The organism is Collinsella aerofaciens, assembly GCF_039062365.1.
Taxonomy (GTDB): domain Bacteria; phylum Actinomycetota; class Coriobacteriia; order Coriobacteriales; family Coriobacteriaceae; genus Collinsella.
Map to the genome: position 1 here is coordinate 37929 of NZ_JBCJBI010000006.1, position 17856 is coordinate 55784.

15 protein-coding genes are annotated in these 17856 nt (G+C 60.4%); 9 read left to right on the top strand and 6 right to left on the bottom strand.

Annotation, left to right across the window (positions count from 1 at the left end):
• Positions 1-171: 171 nt before the first annotated feature.
• Together ABCN01_RS04505 and ABCN01_RS04510 are read right to left on the bottom strand one after the other, a co-directional pair.
• Positions 172-1065, bottom strand: a complete 894-nt coding sequence (locus tag ABCN01_RS04505; RefSeq protein WP_195503144.1) for an aldose 1-epimerase family protein — start codon at positions 1063-1065, stop codon at positions 172-174.
• A gap of 79 nt (positions 1066-1144) precedes the next feature.
• Entirely contained in the window at positions 1145-2014 is an 870-nt protein-coding gene (locus tag ABCN01_RS04510) for a hypothetical protein (protein WP_342996159.1), read from the bottom strand.
• Positions 2015-2265: 251 nt separating this feature from the next.
• On the opposite strand from ABCN01_RS04510, the gene ABCN01_RS04515 reads away from it, so the two are divergent.
• Together ABCN01_RS04515 and ABCN01_RS04520 are read left to right on the top strand one after the other, a co-directional pair.
• On the top strand, positions 2266-3516 hold the full coding sequence (locus ABCN01_RS04515) for an MFS transporter (RefSeq protein ID WP_342996160.1): 1251 nt from the start codon (positions 2266-2268) through the stop codon (positions 3514-3516).
• A 45-nt stretch (positions 3517-3561) separates the two neighbouring features.
• Entirely contained in the window at positions 3562-4008 is a 447-nt protein-coding gene (locus ABCN01_RS04520; protein WP_035138777.1) for a low molecular weight protein-tyrosine-phosphatase, read from the top strand.
• Positions 4009-4194: 186 nt separating this feature from the next.
• Here the strand turns inward: ABCN01_RS04520 and ABCN01_RS04525 are convergent, their stop codons facing one another.
• The 3 genes from ABCN01_RS04525 to ABCN01_RS04535 all read right to left on the bottom strand — a co-directional run bounded on the left by ABCN01_RS04525 (position 4195) and on the right by ABCN01_RS04535 (position 6887).
• Entirely contained in the window at positions 4195-5556 is a 1362-nt protein-coding gene (locus ABCN01_RS04525) for an ATP-binding protein (protein WP_342996161.1), read from the bottom strand.
• A gap of 184 nt (positions 5557-5740) precedes the next feature.
• Positions 5741-6070, bottom strand: a complete 330-nt coding sequence (locus tag ABCN01_RS04530) for a TIGR04076 family protein (RefSeq protein WP_342996162.1) — start codon at positions 6068-6070, stop codon at positions 5741-5743.
• A complete protein-coding gene (locus ABCN01_RS04535; RefSeq protein WP_342996163.1) occupies positions 6063-6887 on the bottom strand; it encodes a PfkB family carbohydrate kinase in 825 nt (274 codons plus the stop codon). The genes ABCN01_RS04530 and ABCN01_RS04535 overlap by 8 nt, the downstream gene beginning before the upstream one ends.
• A 449-nt stretch (positions 6888-7336) precedes the next feature.
• On the opposite strand from ABCN01_RS04535, the gene ABCN01_RS04540 reads away from it, so the two are divergent.
• From ABCN01_RS04540 to ABCN01_RS04555, 4 genes are all read left to right on the top strand, one after another.
• Positions 7337-7843 (top strand): MarR family winged helix-turn-helix transcriptional regulator, encoded by a 507-nt coding sequence (locus tag ABCN01_RS04540; protein WP_342996164.1) that lies wholly within the window; start codon positions 7337-7339, stop codon positions 7841-7843.
• On the top strand, positions 7836-9650 hold the full coding sequence (locus tag ABCN01_RS04545; RefSeq protein WP_342996165.1) for an ABC transporter ATP-binding protein: 1815 nt from the start codon (positions 7836-7838) through the stop codon (positions 9648-9650). The genes ABCN01_RS04540 and ABCN01_RS04545 overlap by 8 nt, the downstream gene beginning before the upstream one ends.
• The gene (locus ABCN01_RS04550) at positions 9643-11562 is read left to right on the top strand and encodes an ABC transporter ATP-binding protein (protein WP_342996166.1); all 1920 of its coding nucleotides are present in this window, start codon (positions 9643-9645) and stop codon (positions 11560-11562) included. The genes ABCN01_RS04545 and ABCN01_RS04550 overlap by 8 nt, the downstream gene beginning before the upstream one ends.
• A gap of 532 nt (positions 11563-12094) precedes the next feature.
• Positions 12095-13186, top strand: a complete 1092-nt coding sequence (locus ABCN01_RS04555) for a GGDEF domain-containing protein (RefSeq protein ID WP_226812474.1) — start codon at positions 12095-12097, stop codon at positions 13184-13186.
• 43 nt (positions 13187-13229) lie between these two features.
• Here the strand turns inward: ABCN01_RS04555 and ABCN01_RS04560 are convergent, their stop codons facing one another.
• A complete protein-coding gene (locus tag ABCN01_RS04560; protein WP_342996168.1) occupies positions 13230-14108 on the bottom strand; it encodes a LysR family transcriptional regulator in 879 nt (292 codons plus the stop codon).
• A 240-nt stretch (positions 14109-14348) separates the two neighbouring features.
• On the opposite strand from ABCN01_RS04560, the gene ABCN01_RS04565 reads away from it, so the two are divergent.
• From ABCN01_RS04565 to ABCN01_RS04575, 3 genes are all read left to right on the top strand, one after another.
• Positions 14349-15230, top strand: a complete 882-nt coding sequence (locus tag ABCN01_RS04565; protein ID WP_117736616.1) for an SDR family NAD(P)-dependent oxidoreductase — start codon at positions 14349-14351, stop codon at positions 15228-15230.
• Between the two features lie 65 nt (positions 15231-15295).
• Positions 15296-16552: an MFS transporter gene (locus ABCN01_RS04570; protein WP_117770400.1), complete on the top strand. Its 1257-nt coding sequence runs from the start codon at positions 15296-15298 to the stop codon at positions 16550-16552.
• A 70-nt stretch (positions 16553-16622) separates the two neighbouring features.
• On the top strand, positions 16623-17663 hold the full coding sequence (locus ABCN01_RS04575) for a Gfo/Idh/MocA family protein (protein ID WP_342996169.1): 1041 nt from the start codon (positions 16623-16625) through the stop codon (positions 17661-17663).
• The last annotated feature ends 193 nt before the right edge of the window (positions 17664-17856 follow it).

A 17856-nucleotide genomic window follows, 5' to 3' on the forward strand; every position in this document is an offset into this window, starting at 1 on the left:
CGTTGGGGACGTTCTTAAACGACTAGTCAAACAAGAACGTCCCCAACGACTAGGCATGAAAAAGGCAAGGCATAGACCTTCTGGTCATGCCCTGCCTTTTGAATGACAAATTGTCGCCCTGGGCGGCGCGCAGCGTCGACCGGCCCGCCGTTCATTAGAACGGCGGAACCTCTAGAGCAGGGTGACGCTAAAGCTACGTTTATCGGTAGCGCCGGGAGCCAAGGTGATGGTGTTGACCTTGTGCTCAAAGACATCGTCCTCGGTGTCCATGGTGGTGTGACCGGTCCAGGGCTCGAGCGCCACAAACGGAGCGTCGTTGGCGGCAGACCACACGCCGATGTACTTAAAGCCCTCAAAGTCGATCTTGACGCCGTGGCCAGACTTGCGGCCGCGCAGTGTGAGCGTGGAGCCCGGGGTATCGGTGAACATGATGGCGTCGTTATCGAAGCTGCGGTGCGTGATGGGCAGCACGTCCGAGTTATCGGGAGCCTTGTAACTACCCTCGAACGTCATAAGACCGTCGGGCGTGATGATGGGAGCCTCATTAGTCCAAGCCTCGGTAAACGCCAGCTCGTAATCCTCGAATGCCTCGTCCTCGGCACCGGGAGCAGGTACGTTAAATGCGGGGTGGCCGCCCACCGAGAACGGCAGGTCCACGTCGCCGGTATTGGTGACGGCAAAGGTCTGGGTAAGTGTGGCGTCACCAGTCAGGGCATAGGTCATGTTGAGCTTAAAGTGGAACGGAAAGGCCTTGAGCGACTCGGGCGTGTCGGTGATCTCGTACGTTACCGAGGAGCCGTCCTCCGAAACCTCGACCAGCTTGTGCTCGACGATGCGCGCGAGGCCGTGGCGCGGCATCTCGCAGGTGCCAGCCGCAGACGTCGCCGTGTTGTTGCGCAGCGAGCCCACAATGGGGAACAGGATGGGCGCATGCTTGCCCCAAAAGGCGGGGTCGCCCTGCCACAGATACTCGTTGCCGTTGAGGGCAAGGCTCGTGAGCTGGGCGCCCATGGAATCGATGGCCGCGGTGAGGCTGCCGCGCTTGATGGTAGTGACGGTAGACATGCTACTTCCTCCAAAAGTAAACAATAGTGTCGAGGGCTATTGTCCCACTCTTGGCGGCGGGGTTGAGCGACAGGCGCAGTTATTGAGCAATAGCGTAAAGGTCAAACCCGCCCTGCGGAGTGCTATCGACCGTATCGGGCGCCTGCGAGTTAAAGCTCACGGGAACCATGCGCTTTGAGGCGCGGAAGCGCGTGCCGTCGGTGGCGACGGGCGGTTCGTCGACGGTGAGCTCGTAGTCGCCGGGCTTGAGCTCGATGCCGTCACCAGCGGAATTGACGTATTGATACTCGTCAATCGTCTGCCCTTTGAGCGTGCGCCCCACGATGTGGATGAGCATTTGGCTGTCGCCGCGCGCGGTGTCCCACGTCGCGCCGTCCTTGACCTCGACCGACACATGTACCGAGCGCGTGCGGCCGAGCGATTGCTCGATAGACATCTCGACCTTGGCGGCGTCTTTTCGCTGTTGTTCAACATGGCTCCAGACGTTTCCAATTACCGAGCATGCGATAACGCCGGCCATGAAGGCGATAAGGATGGGGCCGAGCGGAGAGCGACGTCCTGCATCTTCCTCGCGAGACAGATTGGGACGACGTGTGGGCGCGGGCGCCTGAGCACCCTGCGAGGGCACGTCGAGAATACTGAAGGATGCCGTGCTGTCGGGGTCGATGTTATGGCGCGGCTGCGGGGTCTTGGCCGGCGAGATGGACATGTCCGCCGGCTCACCGAGTGTGGCCGTGGCATCGGCCTTAGCCTCATCGGCCTCGGCTTGGGCCCAAGCCTGCTCAAAGGTCAGGGGCTCGGCGGCATCGGAGGCGGCATCAGGCTCGACAGCGGCATCGTTGCCGGTCTCGTCCTCGTCGCTCGACACGTCACGCGACGCGGGCTCGTCCCACTCCTCGTCCGGAGCCTCGCCCTCGCTATACCACCATTCAAAGTTATCGATATCCATACGGGGCGCCCCTTAGGCCTCGCAAATAAACACTCGCTAGTCTTATACCCCCAGACGGCACCGAAGCTCACCCGCGCCGGACACGAAAACCGTCACAACATTCGACGTTTTTCCTCGTTTTCGAGATTTTCATCGAATGTTGTGACGGTTTAGGCGGCAGCCACGCCGCGAATGTGACAAAGAGACTGTCCCTTTGTCACATTCTGTTAGAGTTGCAGGGATTGAATCCCGCTTATTCACGCGACATTGGAGTGACAACCTTGACCGCCGCAACCACGCCAAAAAGTAAGTCAACCGCCGCCGCGCTCTCCCCCGCGCGCACCAATCTTTGCCTGGCGCTGCTCGTGCTGTTGGGATTCTCGCTCGGCTGCTCCGAGTTCGTGGTCATCGGCATCGAAAGCGACCTAGCGACGGAACTCGGCGTATCGCTTGCCACCGCAGGCCAACTTATTAGCGTGTTCGCACTGATCTACGCTATCTCGACGCCGGTGCTCGCGCTCAGTACGGGGCGTTTTCGCCGCTACCAGCTGCTCGTGTGCTACAGCATCGTCTTTGTGCTCGGCAACCTGGTCATGGCGTTGGCGCCCAACTTCCAGGTGCTGTTCATCTCGCGCATCATCCTGGGCTCCGTCTCGGGCGCACTGCTCGCCGTGGGCGTGACGTACATCCCCGAGCTTCTGTCTCCGCAGCAAACTTCGCTTGCCATCTCGGTGGTATATGGTGCGTTTTCCGTGGCAATGGTCTTTGTCACTTCGATCGGCAAGTTTGTGGCCGACACGCTCGATTGGCACGTGGCCATGTACGGCACGCTGGCCTTTGCCGTTCTGATCTGCGGAGCGCTCGTGGCGTTTATGCCGCGCGCTGGGCAAACCGACGAGCCCGCCACTTTTCGCGAGCAGGCGGGTCTGCTACGCGAGCCGAGCATCATCACCGGCATGCTCATCTTTTTGTTTGGCGTGGGGTCGGTCTACGTTTTCTACGGCTACGTGACGCCTTATCTTGAGCAGGTGCTGGGCATGGGCACGGTCGAAGCCAGTACCACGCTCATGGCCTACGGCGTGTTCTGCCTGATCTCGAACATCCTGGGCGGATGGATCGATGCGCGCTTTGGCATGAAGGCGCTACTCGTGACGTTTGTGCTGCAGGCTGCAGCGTTACTCGGACTGTTTGCTGTGGGCGGCACCATGCCGCTCGCGCTGGTCTTTGTCTTTAGCCTGGCGCTGCTCATGTACCTGTTCTCGGTGTCGTGCATCACGCACTTTATGGACGTGGCACGCAGCCGCCATCCCAAGTCGATGGTACTCGCAAGTTCGGTTGAGCCCATGGCGTTTAACGTCGGCATCTCGTTTGGCACCGCAGTGGGCGGCACCGTGGTAAGCAGCGTTGGCATTGCATATGTAGGCGCAGTGGGTGCCGCGTTCTCGCTTGTGGCCTGGGTGCTTACGCTGGTGACGATTAAGTTGGCTCGCTGGGAACGCAAGAGGGCGATGGCGCAGGCGTAGATGCGATACTCGAGCTCGATGATGGCGATCGAAAGGAAACCGCATATGCAACGTGTACTGTTCATCTGCTATGGAAACATCTGCCGCTCGACGATGGCCGAGTCGGTGTTTACCGAGCTCGTGCGCCGCGCTGGGCGCGAGGCGGAGTTTGCCATCGATTCCGCGGCGACCTCGACCGAGGAGATCGGCAACCCGCCACACCACGGTACCGTTGCCAAGCTACGCGAGGTCGGGATTCCCGTCGTCGCACATCGCGCACGTCAGGTGCGTCGCGCGGAGTATGGCGACTGGGACCACATTGTCTATATGGACGACGAGAACGCCCGCGCCCTGTACCGAATTTTTGGGAAGGACCCCGATGGCAAGATCTCGCGCCTGCTCGATTGGACCGATCGCCCCGGCGACGTGGCCGACCCCTGGTACACCGGCAATTTCGACGCCACCTACCGCGATGTACTCGCCGGTTGCACCGCCATGCTCGAGCAGCTGTAGGCGCTCGGGCGGCGCGGGCACACGGGCCACGCCATCGGCATAAAACGAGCGTGGATTTTCTCACACTTTGAGCGTTCGAGTGCGCTCTAAACGGGAGAAAATCCACGCTCGTTATCTCGGTGGGAGAAAATCCACACTCATGAATGTGACAAAGGGACTGTCCCTTTGCCACATCCGGGACCGGCCCTAGACCGGCTTGACCTCCAGCTTTATCCCCTCGGCGCAGGAGTCGCCCAAAACATCCGAAAGGGCCCAGGTCGCATATAGCGGCAAATAGAGAACCGCTCCGTTGCGCTCAACGTTGCCTCTCGAGAAAACAATCCCGAGCCTTACGCCATATTCAGCCGTATCAAGCACATGACCGAGCGCAGCGTGCGCGTGGTAATAGGAGCCCGATTTAACCTCGATCGGAACAGCCGTCCCATCCGGTCCGTCGACCACAAAGTCCACTTCACCGCGCTTTTTTGTCTGATAGTAGTAAAGCTGGCGATTTTGGGCAGCCAGCTGCTGGGCCACCACGTTTTCGTAAATGCCGCCCAGATTGGGCTCCTTGCTATCAAGATACGCCGCTTGGGCGACTCCAACGGGGTAGCGCGCCATCAACATGCCCGTATCCGATTGGTATAGCTTGAACTGCGATGGCCGTGCCGTCTTGAGCAGGGGCGACTTTGGCTCGGTTACGATATCGGCTTTGAGAGCAACGCCGGCATCGACAAGCCAGACAAAATCTCGCTGGTACTTCTCATAATGCGCCTTGGGGTCAATGGAATTGAGCACGAAACGCTTGTGTTCGCCCTCAAGCATAATGGGGAGCTGATCGTAGATGCTCTGCACCTGAAGGGTACGCCCGCTTGCATACTTGGAAATATCCCGTCGGTACTGTTCGTTGAGCTCTGACTGTAGCTGACGAACAGAGGCAAGGTCGCCCTGCGTGTCAAGGAAACGCTGCACGACCTCCGGCATTCCGCCGACAACGGTATAGGTCCTGAAGTTTGCCATCATCGCGTCATGAATGTAATCAGGAATGGGCCTCTCGCTGATACACGCGTTACGTATCGTTTGGCGAGCCCCCTCGCTCACCCCGGTTGCCCAGCAAAACTCCTCAAAATCGAGCGGGAACATCCTAAGCTCGTGGACATACCCCACGGGATAGGACCTGACGCCCTTGAACTGAGTCCCGAGCATTGACCCCGAAAACGCCCAGCGGCACCTCCCGTCCTCAACAAGGAACTTTGCCATCGTCATGATGTCGGGGGCCTCTTGGACCTCATCGATAAACACGAGCGTTTTGCCTGGTGCAATCGACTTTCCCGAAAGAAGCGTCACCCTGCTGATGAAATCATCGGCATCCCGCGCCTCGAGAAGAGCATCTTTTGCCTGGCGATTTTCCATGAGGTTAAGCTCGATGTAGGTTGCATGGTTGGCTTTGCCAAATGCGCGAATCGAATAGCTTTTGCCGATCTGGCGAGAACCCGTAATGAATAAGGCCTTTTGCTCGACAGACTTCAGCCAGCGCTCCAGCTCTGCCGCTATTTTCCTGCGCAGCATAGGCTCTCCCCTCAGTGTCATCAAATGAAATGCAAAGTTTTATACGCTTGATTATCGATAAAACGTAGAATTTTTAGAACCTAAAATCGGATGAAATGCAGAGATTTGAGATTACAAGCACAATAGAAGGAACACCACCGGCGAATGTGACAAAGGGACTGTCCCTTTGTCACATTGCGCTCGACTACTCGTCGACAACCTCGGCGAGCCAGACGTTCAGCGTATCGACCTCGGGGCAGCAGAACTTTGCCGTACCAGGCTCGTTGCCAGGCACGGTTCCGCCATAGCGCAGGATATCGATATAGGGAAAGCCCACATGGCAGGCCATGGCGCACATCTTGCCGCGGTCGCGGTCGAAGTCGAAGACGTCACCCGGCTTGTGCCCGTGATGGCAGCGGCATGTGCCCAGCTGGTCCACGCAGCTAATGCGAATACGTGGGCGCCTGCCGCGCGGTGCGCCGAGCGGCTTGTTCTCGCCCGTGACCTCGGTGTCGCTCTCGTCGGCGTTACTCATGGTCAATCACATCCAGGCAGGCCTCGATGGGAAGGCCGGCGGACTTATCCTCCTGGTCGGCATTGCGCTCGATAAGCTCGGCTACCACGCGCATGGCATCGCTCGTCGCACGCTGCAGGCTCCAACCGGCCATAACGCGGCCGACGAGCACCGCCGAGAACGTGTCGCCCGTGCCCGGGAAGTAGACCGGGATCAGGTCGAAGGGAATCGTGAAGTACTCCCCCGCCACATGGTCGTAACCGATGACGACATTCGCACCGTCGACTACGGCGCTCGTAATGACCACCGACTTGGCGCCCAGGACACGCACGGCATCCACAAGAGCGCGGCCCTCATCGGGCGTGATTTGCTCGGCAATGGGCGTATCGGTGAGCAGGCACGCCTCGGTGTAGTTTGGTACCGCATAGTCAGCGCACTCGAGCAGGCTGCGCATGAGACCGATCGTGGACTCGGGCACGCCGGCGTAGAGCTTGCCGTTGTCGCCCATGATGGGGTCGACGAACACCTTGGTGCCCTTTTGCGCACGGCGGTGGCAAAAGTCCGAGATGATGCGCGTCTCTTCCTCGGTCACGATAAAGCCGGTCGAGATGGCGTCGAACTCAAACCCGAGCTCCTCCCAGATAGCGAGACTCTGGCGCACGTACTCAGTGGTGTCATGGATGTAGAACTTGGGATAGTTGAGCGTATCGGACACCAGCGCCGTCGGCAGGTTGTGGATGCGGTAGCCCATATGCGACAGCACCGGCAGCATGGCGGAAAGCGCGACCTTGCCGTAGCCGCACATATCGTTGATCAGCAGCAGCTGAGTGTTCTTCATGAGGGTCTCCCTTGGTTCGGGCACGGCGCAGCAGCGCCACAGTGCGACTAAGTGTAGCGCAGGGGACGTTGTGAGCGGGCGCCAGGGTCGCGAAGAGCGCATTGTTGCGGAAAGGTTTCGGAAATGGGGGGCATAGGCCTTGTGGCCATGCCCGACGATTGAACGCCAGATTGCCGCTTAGGAGCGTTTGCAGCGTCGGCCGGTTACGGCGTTTGGTAAAACGCCGTAACTATAAGGTCATGCCGCCGAAATTGAAAGGCAGATTGCCGCTCTGGCGGGTTTGCAGCGTCGAGCCGTTGCGCGGTTTGGTAAAACCGCGCAACAACTACTTTGGTACCTTGACATTCATTTCTCACTTTGGTACCTTGACATTCATTTCTCATGCTCCTAGATTGGTTAGGCACAAAACAATTCCACTACCTAACTAAAGAAAGGAGCAACACTAATTCATGTGCGATGAACCTCTTAACCTTTGTTCGCACGAGCCCGACGGCGACCCGTCACAGCCGGCGGATGCACCCGAAGCGGTTAGCTCAGAAGACAAGCTTGCCAAACGCATCCTCAATGGCCTGGGCTTTTGCGGCCATTACATGCATTTTCATGGCGGAGGCGTGTCCGGCAAGGCGCCCATCATCTGCCTGCTGGCCAAGCAACCCGGCGGCGAGATGTCGCAGCAGGAACTCGGCATGCACTTTGACCTCAAGCCGGGGTCGCTTTCCGAGATCCTGTCCAAACTCGAGCTCAACGGCCTCATCGAGCGCAGCCGTAACCCCAAGGATCGACGGCAGCCCACCATTCGCCTGACCGAAACCGGCCGGGAAAACGCCCGCATCGACCAGGCAGCCCGCATTCGCTTTAGAGAGCAGGCCTTTGGTGCCCTCACCCACGACGAGCGCGAACAGCTCGCCGAAATGCTCGAGAAAATCCGTGTAACCTGGGAGGAACTGGATGATTAAAACCCTCATGGGAAGCATCCGCGACTATATGAAAGTCACCGTTGCCACGCCGCTGCTCGTGCTTGGCGAGGTGCTCTGCGAGATGCTGATTCCTTTTATCACCGCCAACCTGATCGACGCCATCAAAGACGGCGCCACCGTAGCCGAGATGCTTCCCACCGCGGGCTTTTTGGTGCTCATCGCGCTGACGTCGCTTGCTTTTGGCGCCGCTGCCGGCGTCACCTGCAGCCATGCGAGTTGCGGCTTCGCCAAGAACCTGCGTCACGACCTGTTCTACAAGATCCAGACGTTCAGCTTTGCCAACATCGATGAGTTCTCGAGCTCCTCGCTCGTCACGCGCCTGACCACCGATATCAACAACGTGCAGCAGGCCTTTATGATGATCATCCGTATCGCCGTGCGCGCGCCGCTGGTATTGATCTTCGCCTTTACCATGGCATTTATCATGGGCGGCAGCGTCGCCATGGTCTACCTGGTCATCATTCCGCTGCTGGGCTTTGGGCTGTTCTTTATCATCTTTAAGGTGCGTCCCATCTTCTCGCGCGTGTTCCACAAGTACGACGCCCTTAACGAATCCGTCGAGGAAAACGTCACCGGCATGCGCGTGGTCAAGAGCTACGTGCGCGAAGACTTTGAGAAGGAGAAGTTCGCGACCGCCGCACGCGACGTCCAGATGGACTTCACCCGCGCCGAGAAGCTGCTCGCCTTTAACAACCCCATGATGAACATCTGCGTCAACGGCGCGTTTGTCGTCATCATCTACCTGGGCTCCAAGCTCATCATCACGAGCCAGGGCACGCTGTTCGACGTGGGCCAGCTCTCCTCGATCTTTACCTATGGCTTCCAGATCCTCATGAGCCTGATGCAGCTGTCGATGATCTTTGTCATGGTGACCATGGCCGACGAATCGGCACACCGCATTACCGAGGTGCTTGCCGCCGAACCCACGATCGCTGATCCCGCCGAGCCCGTGCTCGAGGTTGTCGACGGCTCCATCGACTTTGACCACGTGAGCTTTAAGTATTCCGCGCATGCGAAGCGCCAAGCGCTCGACGATATCGACCTGCACATTAAGAGCGGCGAGACCATCGGCATCATCGGCGGCACCGGCTCGGCCAAGTCCACGCTTGTAAACCTCATCGCCCGCCTGTACGACGCCACCGAGGGCACCGTGCGCGTGGGCGGCATGGACGTGCGCGACTACGACTTGGACGCCTTGCGCCACCAAGTGGCCATGGTGCTACAGAAAAACGTGCTGTTTAGCGGCACCATCGCCGAGAATCTGCGCTGGGGCGACCCGAACGCCACCGACGAGGAGGTCCGCGAGGCGGCACATCTGGCCTGCGCCGACGAGTTTGTCGACGGCTTCCCCAAGGGCTATGACACCTGGATCGAACAGGGCGGCTCCAATGTTTCCGGCGGTCAGAAGCAGCGCCTGTGCATTGCGCGCGCCCTGCTGCGTCGCCCCAAGATCTTGATCCTGGACGACTCCACCAGCGCCGTCGACACCAAGACCGACGCCAAGATTCGCGCAGGGCTGGCAAGCTATCTGCCCAACACGACCAAGCTCATCATCGCCCAGCGCATTAGCTCCGTGCAGGACGCAGACCGCATCATCGTCATGGAGGGCGGCCGTATCGCGCAGATCGGTAACCACGACGAGCTGCTCAAGACGAGCGAGATCTACCGCGAGACCTTCACCTCGCAGAACAAGATGTCCGCCGAGGGCGAAGGGGCCGTCGAGGCCGACACCGAGGCATCCGCAACACAAGCTCAGACCCAGGAAGGAGGCGAGGCACATGAGTAAGGCAACGACCGCCGAGCGCGCGCTCAACCGCAAGGGCGGCACCATGTCGCGCCTCATCAAGACGCTCTTTGGCTTCTACCCCGTGCTTTTGCCCCTCGTCGTCGTCGGCGTGGTGCTCTGCGCCATCATCAACTCCATCGGCGCGACCTTCCTTCAGAGCGCCCTGCAGATTATTAGCGAATCGTGGCAGTCGGGCGATTGGGAAGTTGCACAGCCCAAGATCGCACAGCTCGTGACCACCCTCGCCTGCATCTACGGCGTCGGCATCCTGTCCTCGCTGTTCTGGAACCGCGCCATGGCCATCGTCACGCAGGGCTCACTCGAGAAGCTGCGCGAGAAGATGTTCAACCGCATGCAGGACCTGCCGATTCGCTACTTCGACACGCACCAGCGCGGCGACATCATGAGCCACTACACCAACGACATCGACACGCTGCGCCAGATGATCAGCCAGTCGCTGCCCAACCTGCTCATGACGACCATCGTCATCGTCACGGTGTTCTTTATCATGCTGTACTACAGCGTTTGGATGTGCCTGGTCATTGTGGCAGGCGTCGCCTTTATGACCTTTATGACCAAGCTGCTCGGCTCCAACTCCGCGCGCTTCTTCATTGCGCAGCAGACCGAGCTCGGCGTGGTCGAGGGCCATATCGAGGAAGTCATGAACGGCCAGAAGGTCGTCAAGGCATTCTGCCACGAGTCTGCCGCCGAGGCCGATTTTGACGAGCGCAACGAAAAGCTCTTCGAGGTCTCGCAGAAGGCCAACATGTACGCCAACATCCTCATGCCCATCCTTATGAACCTGGGAAACCTGCTCTACGTGCTGGTCGCACTGGCAGGCGGCATTTTCCTGGCGCTGGGCGTGCCCAACCTGAGTATCTCGGGCATGGCGCTGTCCATCGCCGTCGTCGTGCCGTTCCTCAACATGACCAAGCAGTTCTGCGGACAGATCGGCCAGATTTCGCAGCAAATCAACGCCGTGGTCATGGGCCTCGCCGGTGCCGACCGCATCTTTGAGCTCATTGACGAGAAGCCCGAGGCCGACGAGGGCTACGTGACGCTCGTCAACGCGCAGGTGAACCCCGACACCTGGCAGCTCGAGGAGGCCGACCACCACACCGGCATGTGGGCGTGGAAACATCCGCACCGCGCGACCGGCGAGATCGAATACGTGCCGCTGCGTGGCGACCTGGTCATGGACAACGTCGACTTTGGCTACACGCCCGACCACGAGGTGCTGCACGGCGTGTCCGTGTTTGCCAAGCCGGGTCAGAAGGTCGCGTTTGTCGGCGCCACCGGTGCCGGCAAGACGACCATCACCAACCTCATCAACCGCTTCTATGACATCGCCGACGGCAAGATCCGCTACGACGGCATCAACGTCAACAAGATCCGCAAGGCCGATCTGCGCCGCTCGCTGGGCGTGGTGCTGCAGGACGTAAACCTGTTCACCGGCACCGTGATGGATAACATCCGCTACGGCAATCTGGATGCCACCGACGAGGAGTGCATCGCGGCAGCAAAGCTCGCCGGCGCGGACGACTTTATCACCCGCCTGCCCGACGGCTACGACACGATGCTCACCGGCAACGGCGCCCAGCTGTCGCAGGGCCAGCGCCAGCTGATCTCGATCGCACGCGCCGCCGTCGCCGATCCGCCGGCGATGATCCTGGACGAGGCCACGTCGAGCATCGATACCCGCACCGAGGCCATCGTGCAAGCCGGCATGGACAAGCTCATGGAAGGCCGCACGACGTTTGTCATCGCGCACCGCCTGTCCACCGTGCGCAACTCCGACGCGATCATCTGTCTGGACCACGGCCGCATCATCGAGCGCGGCAACCACGACGAGCTGATTGCCAAGCGCGGGTATTACTACCAGCTCTATACCGGAGCGTTTGAGCTGGAGTAGTTCGGCTCGCCGAGATGGCCGATTTGCCGCTCATTCGTCGGGCATGACCCTAAGATCAATGCCCTCCTCTTTCGGGGCAAATCGACTCATCTCAACGACCCAAACACAATGCACCGCAACGAATAAAGCCTCCGCAGCCACACGAGCTGCGGAGGCTTTTTCATGCCGGCCGGAAACCGTATCCCACTTTTCGGGCCCAAAATGGGATGCCGTTTCCCGCTGGACCCCCTCCGGGAAACGGCATCCCATTTCAAGGGGGTAAACCGGGATGTGATTTCCCCTAACGGCACCTTTGGGAAGCCGCATCCCACTCTAGACGCACAAAACGGGATGAGCTTTCCCATGGTGATCCAAGACCAGAAGCATGTCCGATAGCGCGGCCAGGTCAAGAACAACAAGGCAAGCGTCACGCCAATTTGGACGAGCGTCTGCTGCAGTTTGAGGCTGCTGGCCCATATGGTAGAGTTAACCACCCATGAATTTCAGCACACTGCGTGCTACCTGTTCTTTTGTCATTTAGGGGAGTGAACTTGTGAATACTTCTGTCGCCAAGAAGGCCGGCCAGGCGGTGCGCCTGCTCATGATGGTGCTCACGGCAGTTCTCATCTTCTTCTTCATCAATGTTATGCTGCTCGTCTCCGATATCCAGGGCACGGCGCGTGTGGTCAACTACGCCGGTCTGGTGCGCGGTACCACGCAGCGAATCGTTAAGCTCGAGGATGCGGGCCAGCCTCAAGATGACCTGCTCAAAGCCGTGGATTCATACATCAACGGTTTGCGTTACGGAAGTGACGACCTCAACCTCGTCCGTCTCGACGACGATGAGTATCAGGCAAAAATGACCGAGCTTGCAAATTATTTTGATGAGCTTTGCACCGAGATCATCCGCGTGCGCGAAGTCGGCTATGAGAACACCGACATCATCTCCATGAGCGAGGAGTTCTTTGGCATTTGCGACGATGCTACGCGACTCGCAGAGGACTACTCTCAGGAGAAGGCGTCGGCGCTCAACTATCTCGAGGGCTTGGTGATCATCGACATCGTGGGCTTGGTGGCGACCTTTGCGGTCGAACTCGTTCGCGCGGTGCGCACCGCCGCGCTCAATCGCGAACTGCAGAGCAAAGTCTATCTCGACGAAGCCACGGGGCTGCCCAACAAGAACAAGTGCGAGGAGATCTTGGGGCAGGAGCAGCCTGTCTCCGCGGAGGAGCCCGTTGCGGTGTGCGTCTTCGACCTTAACAATCTGCATATGGTCAATAACAACTTCGGCCATGAGAAGGGCGATGAATACATTCGCTCTTTTGCCCAACAACTGGGAAGTGTGGCGTCGGAGACGTGCTTTGTGGGTCGCGACGGCGGCGATGAGTTTATCGCGGTGCTGCGGGATGCCGACCGAGCCGCTGTGGAATCTTGTCTCGCTCGGATTCGCGCGAACGTGAACGAGTATTCCGAAGTCCACCCCGATATGCCCATCAGCTACGCGGTGGGCTATGCGCTTTCCAGCGATTTTGACGAGCCGCCTACCATGCGCGAACTCTTTTCCCAGGCCGACAAGAACATGTACGTCGATAAGAACCGCGTAAAGACAGCCGAGGCAGCCGGGCCGCAACGCGAGGACCGCTAAACCCGTAGCAAAGGGTAGCTAATTTGGGACGGGACTCTTTTGGCTACTTGAGGAGTTGGGCCATGGCGTTGACGAATTTTTGTACTTGGAGGGTGGGCTCGAGCGGATAGTGCAAAAAGACCGGCACCTCTCGCCCGCACAGGAACGGCACGCCCACAAAGGCCGGGTGCACCCCCGACCATGCGCCGCAGGTGAGCACCGCGTCGCCCTTTTCCTCTGCCTCGTTAAAGAGCGCAAAGTCAAAGCTGTCCACGTCGATCACGTCTACGCCGCCGTCGGCCAACAGATCGATACGCAGGCTGTCCATAGCGTCGTTGCCGTGGCGGAGCACGCGCAGACGCATACCCTCCAAGTCGGCGACCGTAATGCGATTCTTGCGCGCCAGCGGGCTCGTGCGCGGCAGGTCGATATAAAACGGCACGTTGACAATGCGGAGCTTTTGGCAGGCGTCACCCCAGCGCGGGGTCGAAAAACTCGACTGCACCACATCGACCTCACGACCGAGGCTGCGCATGACGGTCTCGCGCTCGTCATAGAGGTCGCTTACCGGCACGATCTCAAATCGCAGCGACGGTTCCAGCTCGTGTACGCCCGACCACATCGACAGCGTTTGGCGCCCCGGGCACATCATCGACACACCCAGACGCACGGCACCGCCATCGCCCGCCGCGCGTCGGGCGCGGCGCAGCGCGTCCTCGGACTGCCGCATGATCGAGCGCGCGTCGTCCACCAGCAGAGCGCCCGCCGGCGTCACCTTAACACCCGAATGCGAGCGCTCGAACAACGTGATGCCAAACTCGGCCTCGAAACCCGACACCTGTTTGACGAGCGCCGGGGTCGACACGCGCAATTTTGCCGCCGCACGTGAGAAGCTTCCCAGCTCCGCGGCGGCCGATATGGCCTCGAGTCGTCGATCGTACACGTCAATCTCCCGTTTTCGCGCCTGTGAACGCATGGCGCCACAGGGGGTCGTTTTGGCAGGTCACGCGCTCGATTGAGAAAAACTGCATTGCACAGTGTAAACCTACGGTTAACGCCATTCTAACAAATATGCAATTCACCTGCGCAAATGCAAAGCATACGATAACCAGCGAAAACCACGTGGGTCGGTTAATGGGAGCGACCCACAGGGAGGCACAAGAAGACAAGAAGGGAAGTTCCTATGAGCAACTGGCTTAAGCTCGAGGGCGATGTCTGCGCCGTGACTGGCGCGCTCGGCGGTATGGGCGTCGAGATTTGCCGCGAGTTCGCCCGCAATGGCGCCAACGTCGTTCTGCTCGACCTGGACGAAGAGAAGGTCAAGGCCGCAGCCGCCGACCTCGCCGCCGAGTTTGGCATCCACGCCGAGGGTTACAAGATGAACGCCACCGACGAGGCCGAGGTTCAGGCCGCCGTCGATGCCACCATCGCCGACTTCGGCCGCGTCGACGTTCTCGTCAACACCGCCGGCATCCTGCGCTTCGCCGCCATGGAAGACCTGCCGCTGAGCGACTGGGAGCAGGTGCTCAACGTCAATCTCACCGGCTACTTCATCACCTCGCAGCGCTTTGGTCGCGAGATGATCAAGGCCGGCCAGGGCCGCCTAGTGCACATCTCGACCGTTGCCAGCCACTCCCCCGAGACGTTCTCGGGCGTGTACAGCTCTACCAAGGCCGGCGTCAACATGATGTCCAAGATGCTGGCTGCCGAGTGGGGCCCCTACGGCGTGCGCTCCAACTGCGTCGAGCCCTGCTTCGTTAAGACCCCGATGTCGGCAAGCTTTTACGCCGACCCCGAGGTCGAAAAGAGCCGCAGCCGCCTGATCGCCACGCGTCGCATCGGCGAGGTCAGCGATATCGCCAACGCCGTCATGTTCCTGGCGTCCAAACGCTCGGACTTTACCACCGGCGACGCCATCAAAGTCGACGGTGGCTTCTCCAACATGATGGGCGACCTCACCGCCAAGCCCGGCGGCCGTCGCGCCTATGCCGACAACTACCTCAAGAACAAGGGTGTCGAGCTTTGGTCCGATGAGTCCGGCGTCGCCAAGCCGACTGACCAGTAAACCAACCTAACAGGGAGACCCGCGGATACGACCGCTCCTCCCCCGTATCGATTAGAAAGAGTCCAATGGCTTCCACCAACTCCAACAAGGGTCGCGCCGTCGTGCTTTCCGCCGCGTGCGTCACCATGTTCTTCATCAGCTCCATCGCGCTGTATTCCGTCGTGAGCAAGAACCTGCTCGCCGTCTACCCCGAGTGGTCCAGCGCTCTTACCTGGGCCTTCCCGGTCTTTCAGACCATCATGGCCGTGACGGGCATCTTCGCCGGCCGCATCTCCGATAAGATCGGCCCGCGCAACGTCGTTATCGCCGCCGCCGTGTGCTACGGCCTGGGCTGGTTCATGTCCGGCACCGTCACCGAGCCGTGGCAGTTCTACCTGTGGTTCTCGCTCGTCGCCGCCATCGGCAACGGCCTGGGCTACAACCCGGCACTCACCACCGGTCAAAAGTGGTTCATCGACAAGAAGGGCCTCGCCTCCGGCATCACCCTGGCCGCTTCGACCGCCGGCCCCGCCGTGCTGTCCCCAGTGCTCGCCTCGCTGCTCATCCCGAGCCTGGGCATCTTTGGCGCCCTTAAGGCGCTCGGCGTCATCTTCTTTGTGACGATTGCCGCCTCCGCCCTGTTCCTGAAGGCCCCCGAGGCCGGTTGGCTGCCCGAGGGCTTCGAGGCCCCCAAGGGCGGCGCGCATGCCGGCACCTTCGGCGACCTCACCCCGGGCGAGATGGTCAAGACCCCGCGCTTCTGGGTCCTCATCGTCACCTTCGCCTTTGCCGCCACCGCGGGCACCCTGCTCGTGGGCAAGGTTGCCTCCATCGCCGCCGTCCAGCTCTTCGCCGATCCCACGAGCGCCGCGGCCGTCGCGCTCGGCGGTGTGGTGGTCTCCGTCAACACCTGCGCCAACCTGGTCGGCCGCCTGTCCTTTGGCCAGATCATCGACAAGCTCGGCGCCTATAAGTCGCTGCTCATCAGCCTTGTCGTCACCATCGTCGCACTCGTCATCATGTCGATGAGCTTTACGCAAGCCATGTTCTTTGTGGCGCTCGCTCTGCTCGGCTTTAGCTTTGGCGCCCTGCTCGTCATCTACCCGCCGCTCACCGGTGGCGCCTTTGGTACCAGCAACATCGGCGTCAACTACGGCATCATGTTTTTGGGTTATGCCGCTTCCACCTGGATCAGCCAGCCCATCACCGCCGTGCTGTATCACGCCGAGGCCGGCAGCGCCGCCTACCAGCAGTCCTTCTACGGCGCCATTGTGATCGCCGCCATCGCCGTCGTGCTCACCGTCTACATGATGGTCTCCGACAGCAAGAAGAAGTCCGCCTAGTTTTACCGATGCGACAAAGGGACAGCCCCTTTGTCGCATTCCACCGGTCACCAGTATTTAAGGAGTCGAAATGTCTGAGCTCAACCCCGTCCGCATTGCCGTTATCGGCGCCGGCGCCATGGGCCGCAACCACATCCGCTTTGTCACCGAGGAGCCCGAGGCCGAGCTCGTCGCCATCGCTGACGCCTTTGAGGGCGCCCGCGCCACGGCCGAGGCCGCCGGCGTGCCGTTTTACACCGATCCCGCCCAGATGATGGACGAGGTCAAGCCCGAGGCCGTCATTATCGCCACCCCCAACGACCTGCACCTGGGCGTTGCTCGCGAGGCTGTGAAGCGCAACATCGTGCCGCTGGTCGAAAAGCCGATCTCCAACGATCTCGAGGATGCCCAGGCCTTCGCCGCCGAGGCCGAGACCGCCGGCGTGCCCGTGCTCGTGGGTCAGCACCGTCGCCACAACCCCTTCGTCAACAAGGCCAAGGAAATCATCGAGTCCGGCGAGCTGGGCAAGCTCACCGTGTCGAGCTTCCACTACATGATCTATAAGAATGACGAGTATTTCGATGTCGAGTGGCGCCGCAAGAAGGGTGCCGGCCCGATCCTGGTCAACCTGGTGCACGACGTCGACCTGCTCCGCTACCTGCTGGGCGAGCCCGTTGCCGTCCAGGGTATGCAGTCCAGCGCCGCCCGCGGTTTTGAGACCGAGGACTCCGCCGTGGTCAACGTCCGTTTTTCCGATGGCGCGCTCGCAAGCATGACCATCTCCGACGCCACCGCCAGCCCCTGGAACTGGGAGGCCACCGCCCGCGAGGATCCGCAGTACCGCCCCTTCGACGCCGACGCCTACTATATCGGCGGCACTAAGGGTGCCCTGTCGCTGCCCCGCCTGCACCAGTTCTCCTACGATGGCGCCTCCAACTGGCACAAGCCGCTGCAGATGGAGATTCCGGCCGTGGACCCGGCGCTGCCGCACAAGATGCAGCTCAAGCACTTTGTGAAGGTCGTCCGCCGCGAGGTCGAGCCCGTCGTGACCCCCGCCGATAACGTCAAGACGCTCACGCTTCTCAACGCCATCAAGGAGGCCGCCGAGACCGGCCAGCTCGTCGAGCTGTAATGCCTTAAGAGCGGGTCGCGGCAAACTCCCCGCCGAGCGCCTTGGCCCGCCGCCAACAAGCCCCTCTTCTTTGCCCCGCGAGCAGCCTCCTGCCCGCGGGGCATTTTGCTACCTTGCCGACGATTATTCTGGAGCGAGGCTATTTTGCGCCTCAGCTTGGTTCGTTCGTCACGAAATGGGCCTATCTACTACG